Annotated in this window: 18 protein-coding genes; 5 read left to right on the plus strand and 13 right to left on the minus strand. The window is 32.1% G+C overall.

The genetic code is table 11. The features are described from left to right. The 9 genes from HN894_13530 to HN894_13570 all read right to left on the minus strand — a co-directional run. A partial coding sequence (locus HN894_13530; GenBank protein ID MBT7144344.1) for a hypothetical protein occupies nucleotides 1-2,703 on the minus strand: 2,703 nt, incomplete at its 3' end. Between the two features lie 564 nt (nucleotides 2,704-3,267). Then, the gene (locus HN894_13535; protein ID MBT7144345.1) at nucleotides 3,268-3,705 is read right to left on the minus strand and encodes a DUF2147 domain-containing protein; all 438 of its coding nucleotides are present in this window, start codon (nucleotides 3,703-3,705) and stop codon (nucleotides 3,268-3,270) included. A gap of 206 nt (nucleotides 3,706-3,911) precedes the next feature. Continuing rightward, nucleotides 3,912-5,336, minus strand: a complete 1,425-nt coding sequence (gene hydA / locus HN894_13540; GenBank protein ID MBT7144346.1) for a dihydropyrimidinase — start codon at nucleotides 5,334-5,336, stop codon at nucleotides 3,912-3,914. Continuing rightward, the gene (locus tag HN894_13545; GenBank protein MBT7144347.1) at nucleotides 5,333-5,839 is read right to left on the minus strand and encodes a hypothetical protein; all 507 of its coding nucleotides are present in this window, start codon (nucleotides 5,837-5,839) and stop codon (nucleotides 5,333-5,335) included. The genes hydA and HN894_13545 overlap by 4 nt, the downstream gene beginning before the upstream one ends. An 18-nt stretch (nucleotides 5,840-5,857) precedes the next feature. Continuing rightward, nucleotides 5,858-7,591 (minus strand): T9SS type A sorting domain-containing protein, encoded by a 1,734-nt coding sequence (locus tag HN894_13550; protein ID MBT7144348.1) that lies wholly within the window; start codon nucleotides 7,589-7,591, stop codon nucleotides 5,858-5,860. A 54-nt stretch (nucleotides 7,592-7,645) separates the two neighbouring features. Then, nucleotides 7,646-7,891 (minus strand): hypothetical protein, encoded by a 246-nt coding sequence (locus HN894_13555; protein ID MBT7144349.1) that lies wholly within the window; start codon nucleotides 7,889-7,891, stop codon nucleotides 7,646-7,648. After that, nucleotides 7,878-8,765, minus strand: a complete 888-nt coding sequence (locus HN894_13560) for a PD-(D/E)XK nuclease family transposase (GenBank protein MBT7144350.1) — start codon at nucleotides 8,763-8,765, stop codon at nucleotides 7,878-7,880. Before HN894_13560 ends, HN894_13555 begins: the two co-directional genes overlap by 14 nt. Before the next feature lie 89 nt (nucleotides 8,766-8,854). Further along, a complete protein-coding gene (locus HN894_13565; GenBank protein ID MBT7144351.1) occupies nucleotides 8,855-9,796 on the minus strand; it encodes a TIGR01212 family radical SAM protein in 942 nt (313 codons plus the stop codon). Between the two features lie 101 nt (nucleotides 9,797-9,897). Next, a complete protein-coding gene (locus HN894_13570) occupies nucleotides 9,898-10,698 on the minus strand; it encodes a T9SS type A sorting domain-containing protein (protein ID MBT7144352.1) in 801 nt (266 codons plus the stop codon). Between the two features lie 137 nt (nucleotides 10,699-10,835). Here HN894_13570 and HN894_13575 point away from each other — a divergent pair, with 137 nt between their 5' ends. From HN894_13575 to HN894_13585, 3 genes are read left to right on the plus strand one after another with little or no spacing between them, the layout of a single operon-like run. Beyond that, nucleotides 10,836-12,065 carry an AAA family ATPase gene (locus tag HN894_13575; GenBank protein ID MBT7144353.1) on the plus strand — a complete coding sequence of 410 codons (1,230 nt, stop codon included), beginning with the start codon at nucleotides 10,836-10,838 and terminating at the stop codon, nucleotides 12,063-12,065. A gap of 6 nt (nucleotides 12,066-12,071) precedes the next feature. Continuing rightward, entirely contained in the window at nucleotides 12,072-12,734 is a 663-nt protein-coding gene (locus HN894_13580; protein ID MBT7144354.1) for a hypothetical protein, read from the plus strand. Beyond that, on the plus strand, nucleotides 12,734-13,972 hold the full coding sequence (locus tag HN894_13585) for an MFS transporter (protein ID MBT7144355.1): 1,239 nt from the start codon (nucleotides 12,734-12,736) through the stop codon (nucleotides 13,970-13,972). The genes HN894_13580 and HN894_13585 overlap by 1 nt, the downstream gene beginning before the upstream one ends. A gap of 183 nt (nucleotides 13,973-14,155) precedes the next feature. Here HN894_13585 and HN894_13590 read toward each other — a convergent pair whose 3' ends face one another. After that, a complete protein-coding gene (locus HN894_13590) occupies nucleotides 14,156-14,626 on the minus strand; it encodes a PIN domain protein (protein ID MBT7144356.1) in 471 nt (156 codons plus the stop codon). A gap of 193 nt (nucleotides 14,627-14,819) precedes the next feature. On the opposite strand from HN894_13590, the gene HN894_13595 reads away from it, so the two are divergent. Together HN894_13595 and HN894_13600 are read left to right on the plus strand one after the other, a co-directional pair. Then, nucleotides 14,820-15,653 (plus strand): NAD-dependent deacetylase, encoded by an 834-nt coding sequence (locus HN894_13595; protein ID MBT7144357.1) that lies wholly within the window; start codon nucleotides 14,820-14,822, stop codon nucleotides 15,651-15,653. Nucleotides 15,654-15,824: 171 nt separating this feature from the next. Beyond that, nucleotides 15,825-16,565 (plus strand): hypothetical protein, encoded by a 741-nt coding sequence (locus HN894_13600; GenBank protein ID MBT7144358.1) that lies wholly within the window; start codon nucleotides 15,825-15,827, stop codon nucleotides 16,563-16,565. An 85-nt stretch (nucleotides 16,566-16,650) separates the two neighbouring features. On the opposite strand, the gene HN894_13605 is transcribed toward HN894_13600, so the two are convergent. The 3 genes from HN894_13605 to HN894_13615 are packed head-to-tail and all read right to left on the minus strand — an operon-like array spanning nucleotide 16,651 to nucleotide 18,861. After that, a complete protein-coding gene (locus HN894_13605) occupies nucleotides 16,651-17,163 on the minus strand; it encodes an ATP-binding protein (GenBank protein MBT7144359.1) in 513 nt (170 codons plus the stop codon). A 40-nt stretch (nucleotides 17,164-17,203) separates the two neighbouring features. Then, the gene (locus HN894_13610) at nucleotides 17,204-17,797 is read right to left on the minus strand and encodes a nicotinamide mononucleotide transporter (protein ID MBT7144360.1); all 594 of its coding nucleotides are present in this window, start codon (nucleotides 17,795-17,797) and stop codon (nucleotides 17,204-17,206) included. A gap of 50 nt (nucleotides 17,798-17,847) precedes the next feature. Continuing rightward, nucleotides 17,848-18,861 carry an FAD:protein FMN transferase gene (locus HN894_13615; GenBank protein ID MBT7144361.1) on the minus strand — a complete coding sequence of 338 codons (1,014 nt, stop codon included), beginning with the start codon at nucleotides 18,859-18,861 and terminating at the stop codon, nucleotides 17,848-17,850. Nucleotides 18,862-19,134 lie beyond the last annotated feature (273 nt).

Genomic DNA, 19,134 nt, shown 5'->3' on the forward strand with positions numbered 1-19,134 from the left:
GCCCCAAATGGAAATTGCAAGATTTTTACCTGTATAAACTCCCGATCCTACAAGCAAACCACTCACACTAAATACTCCGATCTCACTAATCATTACCGGTTTTGTTTCCCATGCTGTTTTTGGAATACCCAAAGTCATATTTGAGCCTGTGTTTATTGTTGTTTTGAAATGTTTTGGCTGAGGGATTTGTATGATAGATTTCGAAACATTTGCAGAGTTTGGTGGATAGGTCAAATTAGCTGCATTGTTCATTTTTATTTGATAGCCTTCGCCGGGAACCATATCGCCGAAAACATTAATTCCATAAGTAGGCCAATAAACCTGCCCTAATGAGTTCTTGACAATCTCAATATCGCTGGTGATTGTACTTAACATTTCGACAATTGGAGCGGCATCGGTTCGCAAATAAGGAATGAGATACCAGCCAAGCGGAATAGGGCAATCTGTTAGTTCGGGAACTATTTCCGATCCGTTTATTGTCAGAATATCAGAGCTTGCCATTTTTACTTGATAAGCCTGAGTAATTGAATAATCTCCGATTGAATTAACCTGATACGCAGGCCAATAAACCTGACCCATATAGTTTTTAACAATTTCCACATTCGAAACTATATCACTCAAAATTGAATCGAATGGCACTTCCAAAGGTGAAATATATGTTGAAAAATAGCACCAGTTCAGCGGCAGAACTATTTGTTGCGATGTTGACATTGTTGAAACAGACAATGAGGATAAACCACTCATTCCATTTACAGCAAAAAACTGTTGGTCGGTCATAGGAGGAACGGGCATGTAGTTGGCATTTACATAATACTCAATACTATCAGAAATATCCCAGATTTTCCATTTAAACATTTCACCATCAGTAAAACCATTATTCATTCCAACTTCTGTACCCCATGCTGCAATTGAAGTTGTGTTATTTTGCCAAATTTGATATCCGCCGCATGCAAGTGTTCCCAAGGAATCGTAAAATACGCCAATATAATCTCCTGCATCTATAGGATTACCATTTATTATAATAGTTACGGTATCAGGAATTAAGATAGTATGATTTGTTGAAGTTACTGTGTATGGCCAATTTGGTGCATTAGGGTCTATCGGTTGGTTTATTTCAAAACTGGTATTTATAGTACATCCATTATTATCATATACTACAACTGAATAATTTCCTGCATTTAGACTTGAAATATCTTCAGTGTTCATTCCGTTCGACCACTGAAAATAGTAAGGACTCGTCCCACCGTCAATTGTCAAGTCAATATCACCATCATTAGCACCAAAGACACTTGCATTGCTTACTATCGACGATAAAATAAGTTCTAAAGGTTCAGTTATCTCAATTGTATCCGATATTGTATTTCCATTAAAATCACCAATCGTAACATAATAAAAGCCGGCTGCCAAATTTGATAAATCCTGAGTCGTATTTCCTGTATTCCACAAATATACATAGGGTGTCGTTCCACCAAAAACCGTAAGATTAATTTCGCCGGATGAATCGTTGTAGCAGTTTAAGTCAGAGGTGTTTATCACAACATCAAAATCGGAAAAATAGAAATAATTCGACACAAAAGTTGGTAGTCCTTCTCCACATATCTCTAAACCTGGAGTTGAAGAAACATCTATATTTATCGCATTTTGGGTAAAAACACTAAGCCCTCCGGTAGATAATGGTGGGCTAATACTAGACAACCAATATTGATCGTCTCTGGCACAGTAAACTTTACTATCTGTGGCAAGCTGAACAGCACCACCATCGCCATAAGTTTGGGATCCTAACCAACCAACTGTAAGGTGAGAGTTTAAGAAATTGCTTAAGTTAGGTAGTTGATATAAATCCCATTGATGTACTTCGTTATCCCATCTATTTACGGCATATAAATAATGCTCATCTGGCGAAAATTCACAACCGTAAGCATCACTATATCCGTTTATTGTAATTGGATTTGATAAAATTCCGGTGTTATTATCAAAATTAAATAATTCATAAGTAGCCATTCCTTCAATTGCAACAATCAACCGACTACCACTTGGCGATAGTTTCATATAGCCTCGCGAATCAGCAGAAGATCCGCTGTGTACAGTCCCAACATTTGATTGCACATATAAACTTATGTCAATATTTGCTGAAGTAATTAGGTAAGAACGAAAAGTATTGTTGTTCCACTCATGAACAACAACCCAATAATCTATTCCATTTGCGTGTTTTGTAACTGCAATTTTCTCAGGTGAAGTAGGTAAAATTGGGATGTTTTTTTCCAAAGGATCAATATCGCCGAGCCCACCATTTGCAGTCATGTCAATTCTGGAAAATGCTAATCCGCCCGATCCAAGATTATCATCAACTGTGAAAATATAGTATGTGTTTGGGTCATAAGGTTTTGGTACAATTACAGCAGACATAGTAGATGAGTTATCACCGGTCAGTCCATACCCGTTTGGCATTTGGTTCATATTTGCATCCCAAACAGTAGCCCCATCGCTAAAAAACAACAAGTTGCAATTTTGATCGCTAATTGTTGCCACTCCTTCGTTAGTAAAAAGGGGGCTACCTCCAACTGCCGATGGAGAAACTGTTACACAATCCCACGAAACGCCTGCATTTGAACCAAAAATCCAATTACTGGTTTCGCCACTTTGGGCATAGGTGTTTGAGATTAAAATCGAAACTAATAGAAATGTAAAAATCTTTGTTTTCATAATCCAAGTTATAAGTTAGAATTTAAAATTTCAAAAAAATCATTATAAAGACAGATATCTTGTATTGAAGTTGCCTATAAAATGTAATTTTTAGAAAAAAAACAGGATTTTATAGTTTTAAAGGAAAATTGAAAAAATAGATTTATAAATATTTTCTGTAACTAAACAGTATGTTTAGGGAACATCTAAAAATGCAAATTTCATCGTTGTTTCAAAATTTTAAAATCCTCATTTACAACGGTAAACTGCGGTTTTAAAATTTATTACGCCTTGAAATTTACTATTTTTAGAAGTCCCCTTTATATTGTTGATTTTATGATTGCTGCAAAATTTATCGTACCGTAAAAAAGGCTATGTTGTTGATTATGTTTTCTTTGCAATGTTCGCGATTTACATCGTGAACATTGCGGTAAATTTTTTATTTCACAATAGGAAAGCATATTACAATTTAGTTTCCTACACTAATTACTTATTTCGAATAATTATCATACCACAAGTTTTAAACTTAAGGCAGAATTTAGGTGTATGACAAGCAACTTGACAAACTTTTCAACTTTCAACTACCTAATCCAACTTCCGTGTCCAAATTGCTGTACGTCCAAATAGCGTTATTCCAATATATCCGGTAATTTCCAGGACATTGTCATTTTCCAATTCCATTACACAACTGTATGTTTTGCCGTTTTTAGGATCATAAATAGTGCCGTCTTCCCATTCGTCATCGTCAAAAACAAAATTTTTCAAAATGACCAATCCAAGTTTTGATTGTTTTCGTTTACTCGGATCAGGATTATTTATATCGTATCTTTCAGCATTTTTGTCGAGAATTTCAACTATTTTCCCATTATATTTGTTTCCTACTTTATATATTTCAACAACTCCTTTTTTGTCTTCTGAAAACCATTTTCCGAGCACTTTGTCTTGTTTGGAAATTTTTTGAGCATTCACCAAATTTGGCAATGCCATAACGGCAACAAGCAATAAAACAAATATCTTTTTCATCATAAAAACGTTAAATTATACATATTTCAAAAAAATCAAAAATAGTAAAACTTTCAGTAATTCAAATTTAATCAAAAATCTCCTTAATTCGGCATGGGAGTTTTAGCTCCCTGAGAGACCACAGAATTTCATATAAAAAAGCTATATACATTTGAGCCAAGCTGTTTCTACGGAAATCCGTGTAATTTGCGGGAAATAAAAAATTTCTACCTTCTGTAAAGATATTCTCCCTTTAAATTTTTGTTTAAAAGTTTGCCGGATTTTATTACAATTTTTCCATTTATGATTACGTATTCCGGCGAACCAATAGTTTTGAAATTTTCGTATGCGTTATAATCACAATTTTGATGATGAGTTTTTGCCGAAATAGTATTTGATTTTTTAGTATCCCAAATCACAATATCGGCATCCGAACCAACATTTATAGCTCCTTTTTTTGGATACATACCAAAATGTTTGGCTGCATTGGTCGAACAAAGTTCCACAAATTTTTGTTTGCTCAGCAGACCTTCTAAAACTCCATAAGTATAAATTAAACTCAAGCGATGCTCCACCCCGCCAATGCCGTTAGGAATTTTTGTAAAATCTTTGGAACCTGTGTTTTTTTGACCGGCAAAATGAAAAGGGCAATGGTCTGTAACAATGGTCTGTACACGTCCGTTAGCGATCGCTTTCCAAAGTTTTTCTTGATGCGATTTTTCGCGTAGGGGAGGGCTCATTACATATTTTGCACTTTCAAAATTCTTTAAGTTATAAAGTTTTTCGTCTAAAAGCAGATATTGTGTGCAAGTTTCTGCAAATATATTTTTGTTTGATTTTTGCGAAAGTTCAATTTGTTCAACCGATTCTTTTGCTGAAACATGAACTATATAAATTTTTGTTTGAAATTTTTCCGATAAATTTATAAGAGATTTTACTGCCTCAGATTCTGCTTTCGGAGGCCTCGATTTTGGATGATAAAACGGGGAAAGTTTATTTTTATTTATTAATTCTGATTGCATATTTTTTATGATAGTATCATTTTCGCAATGAACACATACAGTTGCATCTAATTTTTTCGCATTTTCTAAAACTTTAGAAAGCTCGTTTTCAGAAATGCCAATAGTATCCTGATATGCCAAATATACTTTAAACGAATTAATGCCTTCGTGCTCAACACATTGTCGCATTTCTTTTGCTGTGTTTTTGTTCCATGAAGTGATGCTCATATGAAACCCATAATCTATGAAACAGTTTTTCGCAATCTGTTTTCTTTCGTTTAGAGCTTCTATTAATGATTGTCCGGGCAAAGGCGTTACAAAATCGATAATCGAAGTTGTGCCTCCGAAAAGTGCTGCACGACTGCCAGTTTCAAAACTATCGGAAGATTTGCCAAGTGGTGTTTCCAAATCGAAATGCACGTGCGGATCTATGCCACCGGGAAAAACCAATTTGTTTTTTGCATTAAGCACAATTGTTTCATTTTCATCGAACTGAATATTATTTCCGATTTCAGTTATTTTTCCGTTTGACAATAAAATGTCGGCATTAACAGAATCGACTGAATTTACTATTGTGCCGTTAGAAACTATAATGTCTTTAGTGTTTTCATGGGCTTTTCTATCTGTGTAAGAATTGTCAAATTTGTTCATACAATTATTGAAGCTAATTCGTTGTCGTTTGCATCTTCCACTTGTGGAATTTGCATCTGTTTGGCATTTTCGTCGGCTTTCAGAAAATCCCAGTTTCTACGGGCAGCATTTATCACCATTCCTAAAACAAAGCGAATTGCCAAATATTCCATGTTTTCGGGAATATATGGAATGTCGATTTGCCGGTTTGCCAATTTCGAAAGTCTGATTATCAGTCGTTTTGCTTCATGTTCGTCAATTCCTTTTTCCGAACTTCTGATTAGGTCGTAGAACTCGTTTGGAAGATTATTGTAGAGGAAAGTATCAATTTTCACTACGATTTTTATAAGTATCTTTTCTTCACCGGTTTCAGTGATTAACGGTACGTTAATTTTTGTATTTAGGTTTTTTGCTATTTGTCTGATTTCGTCGAGATTAAGTTTTTGCCGTTTTTTGGGTTTTGCAAAATAACCGGCCAGGAGCTCTTTAAATTCTTTTACTGTAAGGTCGTTTAAAGTTTTCATACTGAGGCATTAAAGTTTTTATTTTGGTGATTTTGTTTGTTGCAAGTAGGTTGGTTCATCTCTTAGATGTTCCATGACATTATCAACATCGTGTTTACCAAGCTTAAAATGATTGCGTCCTAAATTATATGAAATAATATCTATGGCAATATCTATGTCGTTGACATCAGTGCCTGTGGGATTCATGTTTGATGGTCTGGTAACTACTTCTTTCATTCCAAGCATTCTGTGATATTCTTTGAAAAATTGTCTTGGAAATGAAATACTATTTGTTATATTTGCACCGAGGTTAACATGTTCTCCTGAAGGTAGTATGTGTGTTACTTCTGTGCAATTACTGCTTCCTGGAGAAATGTTAACACCTACACTATCGGGTGTGGTTGTGTATGGATTGTAATTAGGAATTGGATAAATGAATTGTTGAGAATGTATTTTTGTAGGAATCCCTGTGTATGATTCAAATAAGTTTTCAAGCATTTCAGCACCATCAAGCTGAGCTTGAGAAAAACTAGGACTGTGCCAGACGTGAATAGTATCATATAAAGCAATTTGAATGTTAAATCTTCGTATCATTAAAGCAATGTTTTCTGTGGAGATGAAAACTGTTGTGTCGTTTAATCCTGAATGAACTGTGTCAGGGATTAGTGTGTAGTTTTTTTCTGTTGTTAAAGTGTCTCCATAACCATCGGCTGAAGGAAGAGTTATTTGCATACCTTCCCAAAATTTATAATTATCTTTACCAATACCAATAGTGAATGTTTCTTCTTCTTCAAGATCTGTAAAAGTTGCAGAACCATCACTGCCCGTTCGTAAACTATCAATGTTTCCTGAAGAATCTTTTATGTAAACTAAAGCACTATCAATACTTGTTGAATCCATTAAATTCCATGCGTTTATCTTGAAGTTTAGTACTGTGATGGGAACTGGATTAATAAAAATAGGTATGTAACTATTGTCACCTTCATGAATTGTTAATGTAGTGTCGCCACCATAATAACCTTCAATACTATCCCAACTAACTTTATACGTTGCAGAAGCTGTTTGCAAATTTTTAAAATTATATTCTGAATTGTTTAAAGATGGAGTGTGGTTTTCAAACTCAGGTTTAAAGATTTGACCGATAGGTGAAGTATTAGTTTTTACAAATTTTTGAGTGAAAGATTTATTATCATCAGTTTGTACATTAATTAAATAAATTCCATTTGCAAGATCTGAAAGATTATTATAATATTTATTATCTGAAATTTTATCCTGGAATATTTGTTGACCTGCAATATTGTGAATGAAAATATTTGCATTTATATGTTTTGAAAAGAACATGTTAAAATCACTACCTATGTTTGGTTGAGTCTTAACATTTTTAAGGAGCTCTTTATTAGTTATGATGTTTAAAGTATCGATAGTTGTAGTGTCGATGTATGTGGTGTCGATTCTGACAGGAAGAGAAAAATCAAGCATTGAAGAAAGACCCATATTATACTCAAAAACAGTATCTGGTGTGAATTCTTCCATATCAAGAGGTTTAAGCTTAAGTGCTAAATTAGGAATTGAGTATCCTGTTTCATCATTAAAAAGATGTAATGTTCCTGTTCCCCAGAGAATATCTGATTCGATGACTTGAGCTTGAGATTGGTTTGAGATACTAACTGCCATAATTGTTCCAAGAATTGCTAAGGAGATTGGCTTAAACGCCACTTTAGCCCCTTTTCGGGCATATTTGCCAAGTTTTCCCATGGTGTCTAACAGATTCATCCTACTTTTGTTTTTTTAAATCTAAAGAAAGTCATTCTTTTGTTAAAGTTTTTATCATTGCTTGTATTTTGCTTCTCTAAGCCCTTGTTGATAACCTTGTTCATAAGCATATGTTAAAGTATTATATAAATCTCTTATTCGATGCAATTCTGCTTCAAAAAGTTTAGGTTCTTCATTTTTAAAATTAGATTCATCTAAAAAATCGAATATTTCATTGTAAATATTCATATCAAGGTATCTTTCGCCATTTTTATCGTAGAAAACATCTAATTTTTGATTTACCCAATCACAATAATCCATTATTCAATTTGTTAATTTCTTCTTCTGATAATCCTGTATATTTTTTAATTTTATCAATAGGTTCATTGTCTTTTATCATTTCATAAGCAATTTCAGTCTTTCCTTCGACTTTACCTTCGACCTTACCTTCAACCTTACCTTCTTCCCGAGCCGTATCAACTGAATTCTTTATATCTCTGTATGCATTTAAACTTTCCTGATATTTACGGAATTCTGCCTTGTCTAATTTTGCTATCTCGGCTGTTTCAAATAGTTTTAAAAAAATATTTTCTTTCAGTTCAACAGGTATTCTGTCTAACTTATTCAGATTTTTTAATACAAAAAGCCATTTATGAAATTTAGTTTCTAATTCTTTTTCTGTCTTATTAAATTTTGGCATTTCTAAATATACAAATGTCAATTTTTCGTAAAAGACCTTTTTTGTTTCAATATCCGACAATTTTACATTATATCTGAATTTTTCAGCTTGATTTTTATCTTCATCAAAAACAAAATCTAAAATGGCTATCAAATAAACATTTTTTAACTTAAAATCCCAATCCTGTCCGACAATAGCCTGCTCCTGAATTGGAAAAGTTGAATAATATAAAGTTCTGTCTTTAAAATATTTCTGCTTGGTTTTCTGAATTTCAACAATGAATTTTTCACCTTTTTCATTGGTGCAATATATGTCAAAAACAGCCTTTCTGTCTCCTTGTGAAATTGGCAATTTTTCGGCAGGTAAATACGAAATTTCTTTTATCTCTCCTTCTTGTTCTTTAAGTAATTCATTTAAAAAATCAAGCAATAAATCTTTGTTTGGCTCTTCACCAAATAATTTCTTAAATCCGTAATCTGTGAATGGATTTATATATTTTTCTCTAAACTTCTTCATCATTCAATTTATTTCTTCTACAAAAATACATACTTTTTCTTGGTAATCAAGTTTTTTTCATAACGAACATCTAATTCATTGGTAGAAACTTAAATGTTGTAAAATTTCCCTTGCCATGTATTTCTCTCCTTCAGTCGTTTTTCTATTTTCACTAAAATCTGGTCGTTTCTGATAAGTCCCCAGTTTGGCCCGGCAATAAATCGTGGTGGAACTTCGCCTGCAAATCGCTCAACTACAAAATTTGGATTTAACAGCTCTAAAAAATCAATAATAAAATCGATATATTCGTCTAATTCGAAAAATCTGAAATTCTGCGGATTTTTAGCAAATTGCTTTTCCATCATCGTATCTTTAATTATTTGCAGCTGATGAAATTTTATATTGTTTAGAGGCAATGCAGAAATTATTTTGGCTTCATCAAGCATTTTGTTTTTCGATTCGCCGGGCAAACCAAAAATTAGATGAGCTCCGGTTTTTACTTCTTTTTCCGCAGTGAGTTTAATTGCATTTTCTGAATCTTCGAAAGTGTGCCCTCTGTTAATGTTTTCTAAAGTTTCATTATAGCATGATTCAACACCGTATTCGAGCATCACATAGTTTTCTTCAGATAAATCTTTAAAATAATTTAGCTTTGTTTCATCAACGCAATCGGGGCGTGTTCCAATCACAAGGCCTACAATTCCTTCAATTTCAGTTGCTTCCCGATAAATCGATTTTAAATGTTCAATATCAGCATAGGTATTTGAATATGCCTGAAAATATGCAAGATATTTATTTGCTCGTCTGTATCTTCGTTTATGAAATTCTATTCCCTCTTGAATTTGTTGGCTTACAGATTTTTTGTTGCTGCAATAGGAAGGATTAAAAGCATTGTTGTTGCAAAATGTGCAACCGCCCACTGCTACCTTGCCATCGCGGTTTGGGCATGTAAAACCAGCATCTATCGAAACTTTTTGCACTCTTTCGCCAAATTGTTTTCTGAAATAATTTGAATAAGCATTAAATCGCCGCTCGTGTCCCCATTCGTACATAGCAAATTGTTTGCGTTATAAAAAAGTGCAAAAGTACTTAATTATCAGAAAATTAAAAATGAGCAAAAAGCCGAACAATAGTTTTTGGGTTTCGATTAGTATCAATTTTTTATCATTTTTTTTGATAAAACATAATCTTCGGAAGCTTCGCTTATTGCCTTAACTTTTAGTTTGCAAAAATAAATTCCTGAACTAATTTCTTCAGAAGGCTTCCAAATATACTGATACATACCCGAGTTGAGCCAACCATCTGCGAAGGTCTCCACTTCTTGGCCTACTAAACTGTAGATTTTCAAGGAAACATTCGCTGCATTATTTAGTTCAAAACTAATATTTGTTTCATCTTCGAAAGGATTTGGGAAATTTTGTAGCAGACAGATTTTATGCTTTTCTTCAGGAATTTGCTCTGAAGTAATAATATTTCCAAGATTTTCTATTTCTACCAAATCTACCAAAATTCCGCCAGTTCCGGCAAAACCACCACCACCTTCAAGAATTATAGAAATTGTATCGGAAGGAGAATGGAAAAATGTGTCGATTATGTTGATTTGAGTCCAGTTCGAATCTGAAACAAATACACCGGCATATCCATCGGACCATGAAACATTGCCTCCGCTATAAAGACCTATAACTTTTGCCTGGCAGCGAAGTTCCCAAATTTCGCCGCTTTCGATTTGTGGAATTTTCTGCGAACAACTCACCCACATGCAACCGCCGCATAAACTTAAAGACCAAAATCCACCGTTTGGAGGTGTATCAGCCGATTCTAATCCTCCATTGTTTTGCCAACCTTCTGTGGTGAATAATCCAAAATCTTCCTCGAAACTGCCATTTACGACTTGTGCATTCGAGTTCACTAATAATCCAAAGATTAGCAGAACTGATATTAATATTGTTTTCATAGCATCCATTTTTATCATATATATAATTCTTAACAATTGTAAATATACGAAATTGATGGTTTATTTTTTTTGAATTGTCTTGTTTTTTTTTCAATCTTGTTATATTTGCAATAGTGTTAGGAGTTAAATAATTGATTATGAGAATTACAGATTTATTTTTAAAAAATATTGGCCCTTTTAAAGAAGCAAAAATTGATTTTATAGAAAATAATATTGAAAAGCCTCCTGTTACAATAATTACTGGAGAAAATGGGACTGGTAAAACAATTGTTTTAGATGCAATTCGTGGGCTTTTATTTGCAAGATATGATAAGTTAGAAAGAAAAATCGTCAGATTCTACCAAGACTTTAATATTAGTGCTAATTTTCATAAACCTCAGATTTTAGATGGTAAAACCAATTATGAAAAAACAGAAGTATCGTGCCAAAAAATTGCTAATGGCACTTTTTTTATTCCAGATAATATGTCAATTAGCCGAGTATTGGCAAATATTGAACCAAATCCTGATTGGATAATAAATTATTGGACTTCAATGATTTCGAATGATTCTTTCGAAATAAAAAATTTAGTAGCTCCAAAACCTGAAATTTACCTTAGAGATTCTTTAAACGGTATTCATAGAAATGTGGAACTTACTCAGTTGGTTTGTTTTTTCGATTATTTAAAATCGAGTGACAATGTGGAAGAAAAGATTTTAGGGGAGTTTCTTTTTGCAATCCTTAAAAAGATTTTTAAGCATAGTTTAATAAACGGAGAATTTAAATATGTTGAACGAAGCACATTAACCCCAATTGTATCGCAAAATGGTTTCGATGTTCCTATTGAAAACCTTAGTAGTGGAAATTTATATTTAGTACAAAGGCTGGTTTCTTTATTAGGACAAATGTACTCGGTTCATGTATTAAATTCAGGAAAAATTGAGGAACTTTGCAAAACGCCAGGTTTGCTTTTGATTGACGAAGCTGAAAATCATTTACATCCTAAATGGCAGAAAACTTTTATTAATTCGATATTAGAAATTTTTCCAAATCTGCAAATTATTGTAACTACTCACTCACCTTTTATAGTTTCTTCAGTCGAAAATGCACGAATATATGTTTGCAAATCTATGCAAGATCATTCCATCATTGAAGACATGACTAGCGAATACTCTAATAAACCGATAGAAGAAATATTGTTATCACCCGTTTTTAATACAAGTACTTTTAACATAGAAATTACAACTTTATTATCGGAAAGAAAAAATGCTTTAGAAAATGGCAAAAATCAAAAAGCAGAGGAAATAAAAAATAAATTAAAGCAATTAAACCCTGAGTACTTCTCATATTTCGATGTAGAAAATCTTTTACATAATATTTCAAAATAATTAAAGATGAGATATTTAAAAAGACTTCTGAAACCCGAAATTTTAGTAAAGAAGGAACAAGAATGGACAGAAAAATTTTTAATTTCGAAAAAAAAACGTCCTGATAACAGTAAATATGGACATACTAAAATAAAAGAGCAGCTTAACTCAATGAGTTTTCATAAATGCTTTTATTGCGAAACAAAACTTAAAAATACGCCTAAACAAATTGACCATTACATAGAAATTTCAGAACGAGCAGATATAGCATTCGATTGGAATAATTTGTATTTATCGTGCACAAACTGCAATAGCAAAATTGCAAATAAGGAAATCTCTGTAAATGAGGCATTAAATCCTTGTAAAGATTCGGATAATAAAATACAAAATCATTTAACATTTGAAAATGAAATTATTACTGCCAAAAATAATTCTGAAATAGGATTGCAAACAATAAAAAAATTCCGCTTAGATTCTAATTTATTAGACAATCTTAGAGCAAAACAACTAATTCAATTTCAACAATTACTTGTTAAAATTTTTCAAAATAAAGAAAATGAAGGAAGAAAAAAGATGAATAAGACTGAAATTGAAAGTTTAGTTAGGTTTTCTCAAGTTGATTATTCGTTTTCTTTAATGTTCAGGATTCTCTTGCAAAAATTTGGAATAGTTGATTTATCTGAACACTAATGAAAAAACCAACAAACTGGCTCCCCCTCTTTTCAACCAATTTTCTCGGAGTTTTCAACGATAATTTCCTGAAAAACCTGATTTGTTTTGTCTGCATTTATTGGTTTGCTAAAGAAAATCATTCCATGATAATTGCAATAGCATCATCGCTTTTGGTAATTCCTTATATCTTTTTTTCGCCGCTTGCAGGTAGTTTTGCAGGCACAAAATCGAAAGTCAAAATAGTTAGAATGGCAAAATTGCTTGAGATGCCAATAATGCTAATTGCTATTGCTGGGTTTTATGCAGAATCGATATATATTGTACTTTTTGCAATGCTTTTGATGGGGATTCAAAGTGCCATATTTTCACCTTCTAAATATGGACTTATTCGTGATATTGGCGGCGTTGAAGGAATTTCGTTCGGCACCGGTTCAATGGAAATGCTAACTTTTGTAGCCGTTTTGATAGGAACTTTTGTGGCTGGTGTGGTTTCCGATATTCAAAATTATCGGGAGATTATTCTGGCAAGTATTTTAATTTTGGTGGCTCTTTCAGGTTGGCTTACGAGCAAAAAGATTGTAGCAAAAGAATCGGACCCGGAGAGTATTAGCAAGGAATCTGTCAATCCGGTAGTCTTTCTCAGAAATTCGTTTAAATATGCAATGTCTATCAGTGGTTTGAATTATATTGTCCTTTCGCTGTCAACTTTTTGGTTTATAGGCTCTATGCTTCAAATGAATCTGCTGATTTATTGCCCAAATTCTCTCGGTATGAGCAACACTGAGACAGGTATTGTGATGTCGCTGGTGGCAATTGGGATTGGTTTGGGTTGCGGTTTTGCAGGTTTAGTTTCTAAAGATAAAATCAATCTTAAACTTTTACCTTTTGGCGGAACAGGCTTGAGTTTAAGCATCAGTTTGATATATATTCTTGAACCTGACGGAATTGTTTTCAAGATATTACTGGTTTTGGCTTCATTCTCGGCCGGATTGTTTAAAGTGCCATTAAATGCCTGGATTCAGAAATATGTTACGGGCAGAAAACTTGGTGAAATGATTGCCTATAATAATCTGGTCGTTTTTATTTTTATACTTATTTCGGCAGGTGTTTTTGGGCTAATGGAAAGTTATTTTAATTCGAGAATTATTTTTTTAATCATTGCTGTTTTTTCGTGGCTCATAACCATTGTGGCACTTTTGAAAATTCCGAATACGGCAAAGCAGTTTTTTGGAATTTTTAACACTCGGCGTTCATAAATTAAATTATAAAAAATATAAATTATTTATTATGAATAATTCAACTCCTTAGTATTTATTAAATTAGCATATTTTTTTCTAATCTCTGATAACCTTTTTTCTCGTAACTCAGGATTAGATACATATAATTTATGATGATTATCGCGAATTTCTCTCATCATCTTCACCGAATCAAATTCTTTTTTAGTATTCATTGTCTTCAAATTTTATTATTTCTCTTGGGGTTCTAATTTCTAAAAGTGAGTATCCATTTTTCAAATTTACCGCATTATAAACCCGGATTCTGTCCAAATTAACTATATGTTTGAAATTCCAACTTGCTAATACATTTACTTGATTGATTGTAGATATTGCAATATGCAGTGCATCTTCATAAAACTTTGTTGAAATTGCTTTTTCAAGAATATATAAATTTGCGAGTTTTTTAGTTTCAGAGTTTGAAATTAAAACTTCTATTGAATCATCGTGAATAGTTTTAAAATTGTCTTGTACATACTTTGGAGCATCAGATAATTCATCTAAAGTAATATCTGATATTACAGCAATTTTTTTGAAAGATTTAAATTCATTGAATAGCCTATTTGAGTATTCTTCAAACTCCTTATCAAAACAACCACCAATTACTGAAGTATCAATATAAACTCTTTGTTTCATATTATTCAATTAAATTTTATCAAAGATACAAAAACTTATTTTATGCTCATATTGATATTCTAAAACTATTATAAGGAAAACTTACGCTTTCGATTATTAAAATCAAGTACATTTTAAAAAAAACAATATAATCTTTTATAAAAAGTTTTTTCAGACTATTTTTGAAATAAATTTTTTAATGAAAATTTGGAGAATGAACATTGAACAAAACATAGAAAAGGGAAAAGAGATAATTCAAAATTGCGATGCACTTCTTGTAACAGCAGGAGCTGGCATTGGAGTAGATTCCGGTTTGCCAGATTTTAGAGGAAATGAAGGATTTTGGAAGGCATATCCACCGATTGCCAAACTTGGAATAAGTTTTTCGGAAATGGCAAATCCACATTGGTTTTTCGAAAATCCTAAGTTGGCATGGGCATTTTATGGGCATCGTTTAAATCTTTATAGAAAAACTATCCCTCATGATGGCTTTTCAAAACTTTTAGAAATAGGAAAATCGAAAGAAGGAGGCTATTTTGTTTTTACATCGAATGTAGATGGGCAGTTTCAAAAAGCCGGTTTCGATGACGAAAAAATAGAAGAATGTCATGGTTCTATTCATCATTTTCAGTGTTCTGAAAATTGCTCGTATGATATTTGGGATGCCAAAAATATTGAAGTAGAGCTTGATGAAGATCGCTTTGTAGCATACGATCCGCTCCCTCAATGCGAAAATTGCGGGAGAATTGCCCGACCAAATATTTTGATGTTTGGCGACTGGCATTGGCTTAGTAGGCGAACAGATGAGCAATCGAGACAGCTAAATTCTTGGTTAACGGACAATCGCAGAAAAAATTATAAACTTGTAGTCATAGAATTAGGTGCTGGCGAATCTGTGCCAACTGTTCGATTTAAATCGGAAAGAACTGCAAGTCAGTATAATGGAACTTTAATTCGGATAAATCCAAGAGATTATTATGTTCCTTCCGGGAATATTTCTATTCCATTGAATGCTAAAGAGGGGATTATGAGGTTATGTGATTTTTGATTTATGGGAACTTCTAAAAATGCAAACTCCTGCGTTGTTTCAAAATTTTAAGATGCTCATTTACATAAGTAAACTCCGCTATTAAAATTTTTTACGCCTTGAATTTTGCTATTTTTAGAACTCCCCTTATTATTTTATATTTTTTTTTGACTCAATTAATAAAATATCTATATGAGAAAATACCAATATTTGCTGTTGCTTTTTAGCTTATTTTTATGCTCATGTAATACAATTAACGACCTTGGATTGAAATATTTCCCAGACGATTATGTTTTTGAAAAAGCAGATGGAAGTACCTATAGAACATGGAATATTGCAAAGGATAGGCAAAATTACAAAAACAGGACAAGCTTGAAACTTGGCGATTTTAATAAAAATGATATTAATAAATATTACGAAAATATAGATTCTTCGACCATTCAAGAATTGACAGTCAAAGATTTGCAAACCCAATTTAATGAATTTGACTATACACTTATTAGCATTTGGTATGGATGCCCAGGCACATATTTTTATGAACTTTGGCAATATCGGGATTTGGTGGATACGCTTTCAAAAATTGCAGAAAATCCAAATAAAATAGCTTTTGTATTGGCTTCGCTCACATACGATTATAGAATAATTGATAGAGTTTTGAAAGGATATAAGTATCATTATCAGTCATACATTATTCCTTCAAAACCGTATAGTGAAAAATGTTTGTTGAAAACTATTTTTTTTGCAAAAGAATTATGTCCTGAATGTTACGCCAAACTCAAAGATGATATAAGTGAAAATACAATTTTTCTACTTGATAGAAATGGAAAAGTTGTTAAAATGATTGATTATCAATATGATGAAGAAACTTGGAAAAAAGAAATAAAGGATTATGATAAAGTTAGGGATGAATTGATTTCATTAATGAAAAAATAACGATAATTGAAGTGAAAAAAGCCACAGATTAACAAATCTTGATAAATTTTAATCATTGAACCAGTGGCAACTTTTGTTAAAAAACTCAAATTTTCTCAATTAATTTTAAAGCATTCAAAAAACGGTTTTTCCCTGTTCCTGAAACTATTTCGTATTTAAATTTATAGAAATCCAATTCTGCTTTATATTTCTGAAAAAGATAATCTCTTTTGTTTTTATTTTCCCGCAAAGGGTCTTCAGCCCATTCAATATCAGGTTTGCATAAAAGGAATAAATCTATTTTAGAGGAAATGATATGTTCGTGAATCCAGTCTGGAACATTTTTATAAACTTCAGTGAACCAAACTTTTGTGATGATTAACCAAGTGTCAATAAACACTAAATCATTTGTCTTCTTAAAAATTTGTTTATCAGTTTCAATTTGCTTTTTTGCTATTTTTTCTACATCCTCAAAAGTGTAAGCTCTATCTAAATTTTCAACATATTCACGTGCATACTCCGGAATCCAATCTGTTTTAAAATGTTCTGCAAGTTGTTTTGATAGTAATGTTTTTCCTGTTGATTCAGGTCCTGTTATTACAATTCGTATTAATGACATTTTTTGGATTTGCTTTTTTGCAGATTTAAAGAGAGTTGATTTATAATTTCAGGTTTTTTTGGTATTCCTTTTTCCATTCAAAATATCCTATAACAGCAATCAAACTATATATAAAAAAAAGAAAAGAAGTTGCATATAAGCCTTTATAAATGTACAATCCAAGCGATACTAAATCGACTATAATCCAGATTATCCAATGTTCAATTTTTTTATGTGCCAGCATCCAGGTTGCAACTATCGATGCCGAAGTAGTGAAAGCATCCCAATATGGAATTGTGCTATCTGTTTGATTTAAAATTATGGAATAAATTAGAAAAATCATTAAAGTTACAAATGTTAGAATTAGTGCAGATTTAAGTTTTGTTTTCGATACCTTTAATTCGTTTTCAGAGCCATCGTTTTTGTTGCCCGACCAAATAATCCAACCGTAAATGCTTATAAAAACATAATAGAACTGCAAAGACATATCGGCATAAAATTTAGAAACAAAAAAAACATATATATATAGTATAGAAGAAATTATTCCGAGTGGCCAAAGCCAAATATTTTGTTTTACCGAAAAATATAAATACAATAATCCTGAAATTGTTCCAAGAACTTCAAGGTAATTTTCTGTAAACCAGTCTATAATGATTTGATACATTTATGTTCGTTTAATCCTTAAATCTCAAGATTTCAAATCAACTAATTATTTGTTTGAATCATCTTATTTAATCCGTCGCTGGAATAGACTTTGTAATTCCCGTTTTCATCAGAATAAATAAAGTAAACCTCAAGCCAATTATTTTTTTCTACAAAATCTATACTCTTCGTTAATCCCATGACCATGAATGCAGTAGCATATGCATCGGCTGTCATGCAATCCTTGGCAAGAACTGTTGCGCTCAACAAATTATGTTCGACAGGAAAACCGGTTTTCGGATCTATTGAATGAGCATATTTAATTCCATCTTTTTCAAAATACTTTCTATAATTTCCTGAAGTTGCTAAAGCCTTGTTATTCAATAATATAATTTCCTGAATTTGCCTATTTGCTGCTGTTGAGTCGTCAATTGGTTTGTCGATCCCAATTCGCCAAAATGTCCCATTTTTGTTTTTCCCTTTTGCTTTTAGTTCTCCACCCAATTCTATTACATAATTGTTAATTCCTTGTTTCTCAAAATATTGCACTAGCACATCAACAGAATATCCTTGAGCAATGGCGTTCACATCAAGCTTAATATTTGGATTATCTTTGATAACAGTATCGCCGGAAAGTCTAACTTTTTCATAACCGATAAATTCTAACAGACTATCAATTTTATGACTATCAATCTTTTCTTTTTTTTCATTTCCGAAACCCCAAGCATTCACAAGTGGCTTGACTGTGATGTCAAAAAATCCATTAGTTTTTTCCGAAATTTCTTTTGCTTTAAAAAAAACTGTTTTAAAATAATCATCTACAACTATATTCTTTTCATTTCTGTTAATTTTAGAAATTATTGATTGAGGTTTATAAGTACTCAAGGAGAGATCAAAATCGTTTAGAATTGAATCTACTTTTGTTTTTTCAACTTTTGCATTATCGCTACAATAAGTTATATGATAGGTAGTTCCTTGAGTAAAACCTTCAATATAATCGTAATTTGTTTGCTTTTTTTCGCACGAAAAAAAAACAAGAAAACCCAAAACTGAAATTATAGCAACTTTTATTTTCATCTTAAAATACTATTTATTTTCGAATTTATTTTTTTGCAAATAAATGGAAAAAATTGGCATTTTCATAAAGATTTAATATAAACAAAACATCATTAATCTGAAAAAATATTTTAATTTTGTCTAATCAATTAATTTGATATTAATTATGAAGCAACAATTTTTGCAATTTAGAAAACGAAACTTACTTGTACTAAAAAATGAAAATCCTGGCAAAGAGTGGGAATTTGTCTTTAGATAACATAGTTACAGGCAAGCTGAGAAAACCAAACAAAA

It is taken from the genome of Bacteroidota bacterium, assembly GCA_018692315.1.
Lineage (GTDB): Bacteria > Bacteroidota > Bacteroidia > Bacteroidales > JABHKC01 > JABHKC01.

What these genes read in the sequence shown, in the direction of transcription:
- HN894_13550 (MBT7144348.1), bottom strand. Translation starts at nt 7,591, where the DNA reads ATGAATCTGTTAGACACCATGGGAAAACTTGGCAAATATGCCCGAAAA.
- HN894_13570 (MBT7144352.1), bottom strand. Translation starts at nt 10,698, where the DNA reads ATGAAAACAATATTAATATCAGTTCTGCTAATCTTTGGATTATTAGTG.
- HN894_13585 (MBT7144355.1), top strand. Translation starts at nt 12,734, where the DNA reads ATGAAAAAACCAACAAACTGGCTCCCCCTCTTTTCAACCAATTTTCTC.
- HN894_13545 (MBT7144347.1), bottom strand. Translation starts at nt 5,839, where the DNA reads ATGAAAACTTTAAACGACCTTACAGTAAAAGAATTTAAAGAGCTCCTG.
- HN894_13590 (MBT7144356.1), bottom strand. Translation starts at nt 14,626, where the DNA reads ATGAAACAAAGAGTTTATATTGATACTTCAGTAATTGGTGGTTGTTTT.
- hydA (MBT7144346.1), bottom strand. Translation starts at nt 5,336, where the DNA reads ATGAACAAATTTGACAATTCTTACACAGATAGAAAAGCCCATGAAAAC.
- HN894_13565 (MBT7144351.1), bottom strand. Translation starts at nt 9,796, where the DNA reads ATGTACGAATGGGGACACGAGCGGCGATTTAATGCTTATTCAAATTAT.
- HN894_13580 (MBT7144354.1), top strand. Translation starts at nt 12,072, where the DNA reads ATGAGATATTTAAAAAGACTTCTGAAACCCGAAATTTTAGTAAAGAAG.
- HN894_13560 (MBT7144350.1), bottom strand. Translation starts at nt 8,765, where the DNA reads ATGAAGAAGTTTAGAGAAAAATATATAAATCCATTCACAGATTACGGA.
- HN894_13615 (MBT7144361.1), bottom strand. Translation starts at nt 18,861, where the DNA reads ATGAAAATAAAAGTTGCTATAATTTCAGTTTTGGGTTTTCTTGTTTTT.
- HN894_13605 (MBT7144359.1), bottom strand. Translation starts at nt 17,163, where the DNA reads ATGTCATTAATACGAATTGTAATAACAGGACCTGAATCAACAGGAAAA.
- HN894_13555 (MBT7144349.1), bottom strand. Translation starts at nt 7,891, where the DNA reads ATGGATTATTGTGATTGGGTAAATCAAAAATTAGATGTTTTCTACGAT.
- HN894_13595 (MBT7144357.1), top strand. Translation starts at nt 14,820, where the DNA reads ATGAACATTGAACAAAACATAGAAAAGGGAAAAGAGATAATTCAAAAT.
- HN894_13535 (MBT7144345.1), bottom strand. Translation starts at nt 3,705, where the DNA reads ATGAAAAAGATATTTGTTTTATTGCTTGTTGCCGTTATGGCATTGCCA.
- HN894_13575 (MBT7144353.1), top strand. Translation starts at nt 10,836, where the DNA reads ATGAGAATTACAGATTTATTTTTAAAAAATATTGGCCCTTTTAAAGAA.
- HN894_13600 (MBT7144358.1), top strand. Translation starts at nt 15,825, where the DNA reads ATGAGAAAATACCAATATTTGCTGTTGCTTTTTAGCTTATTTTTATGC.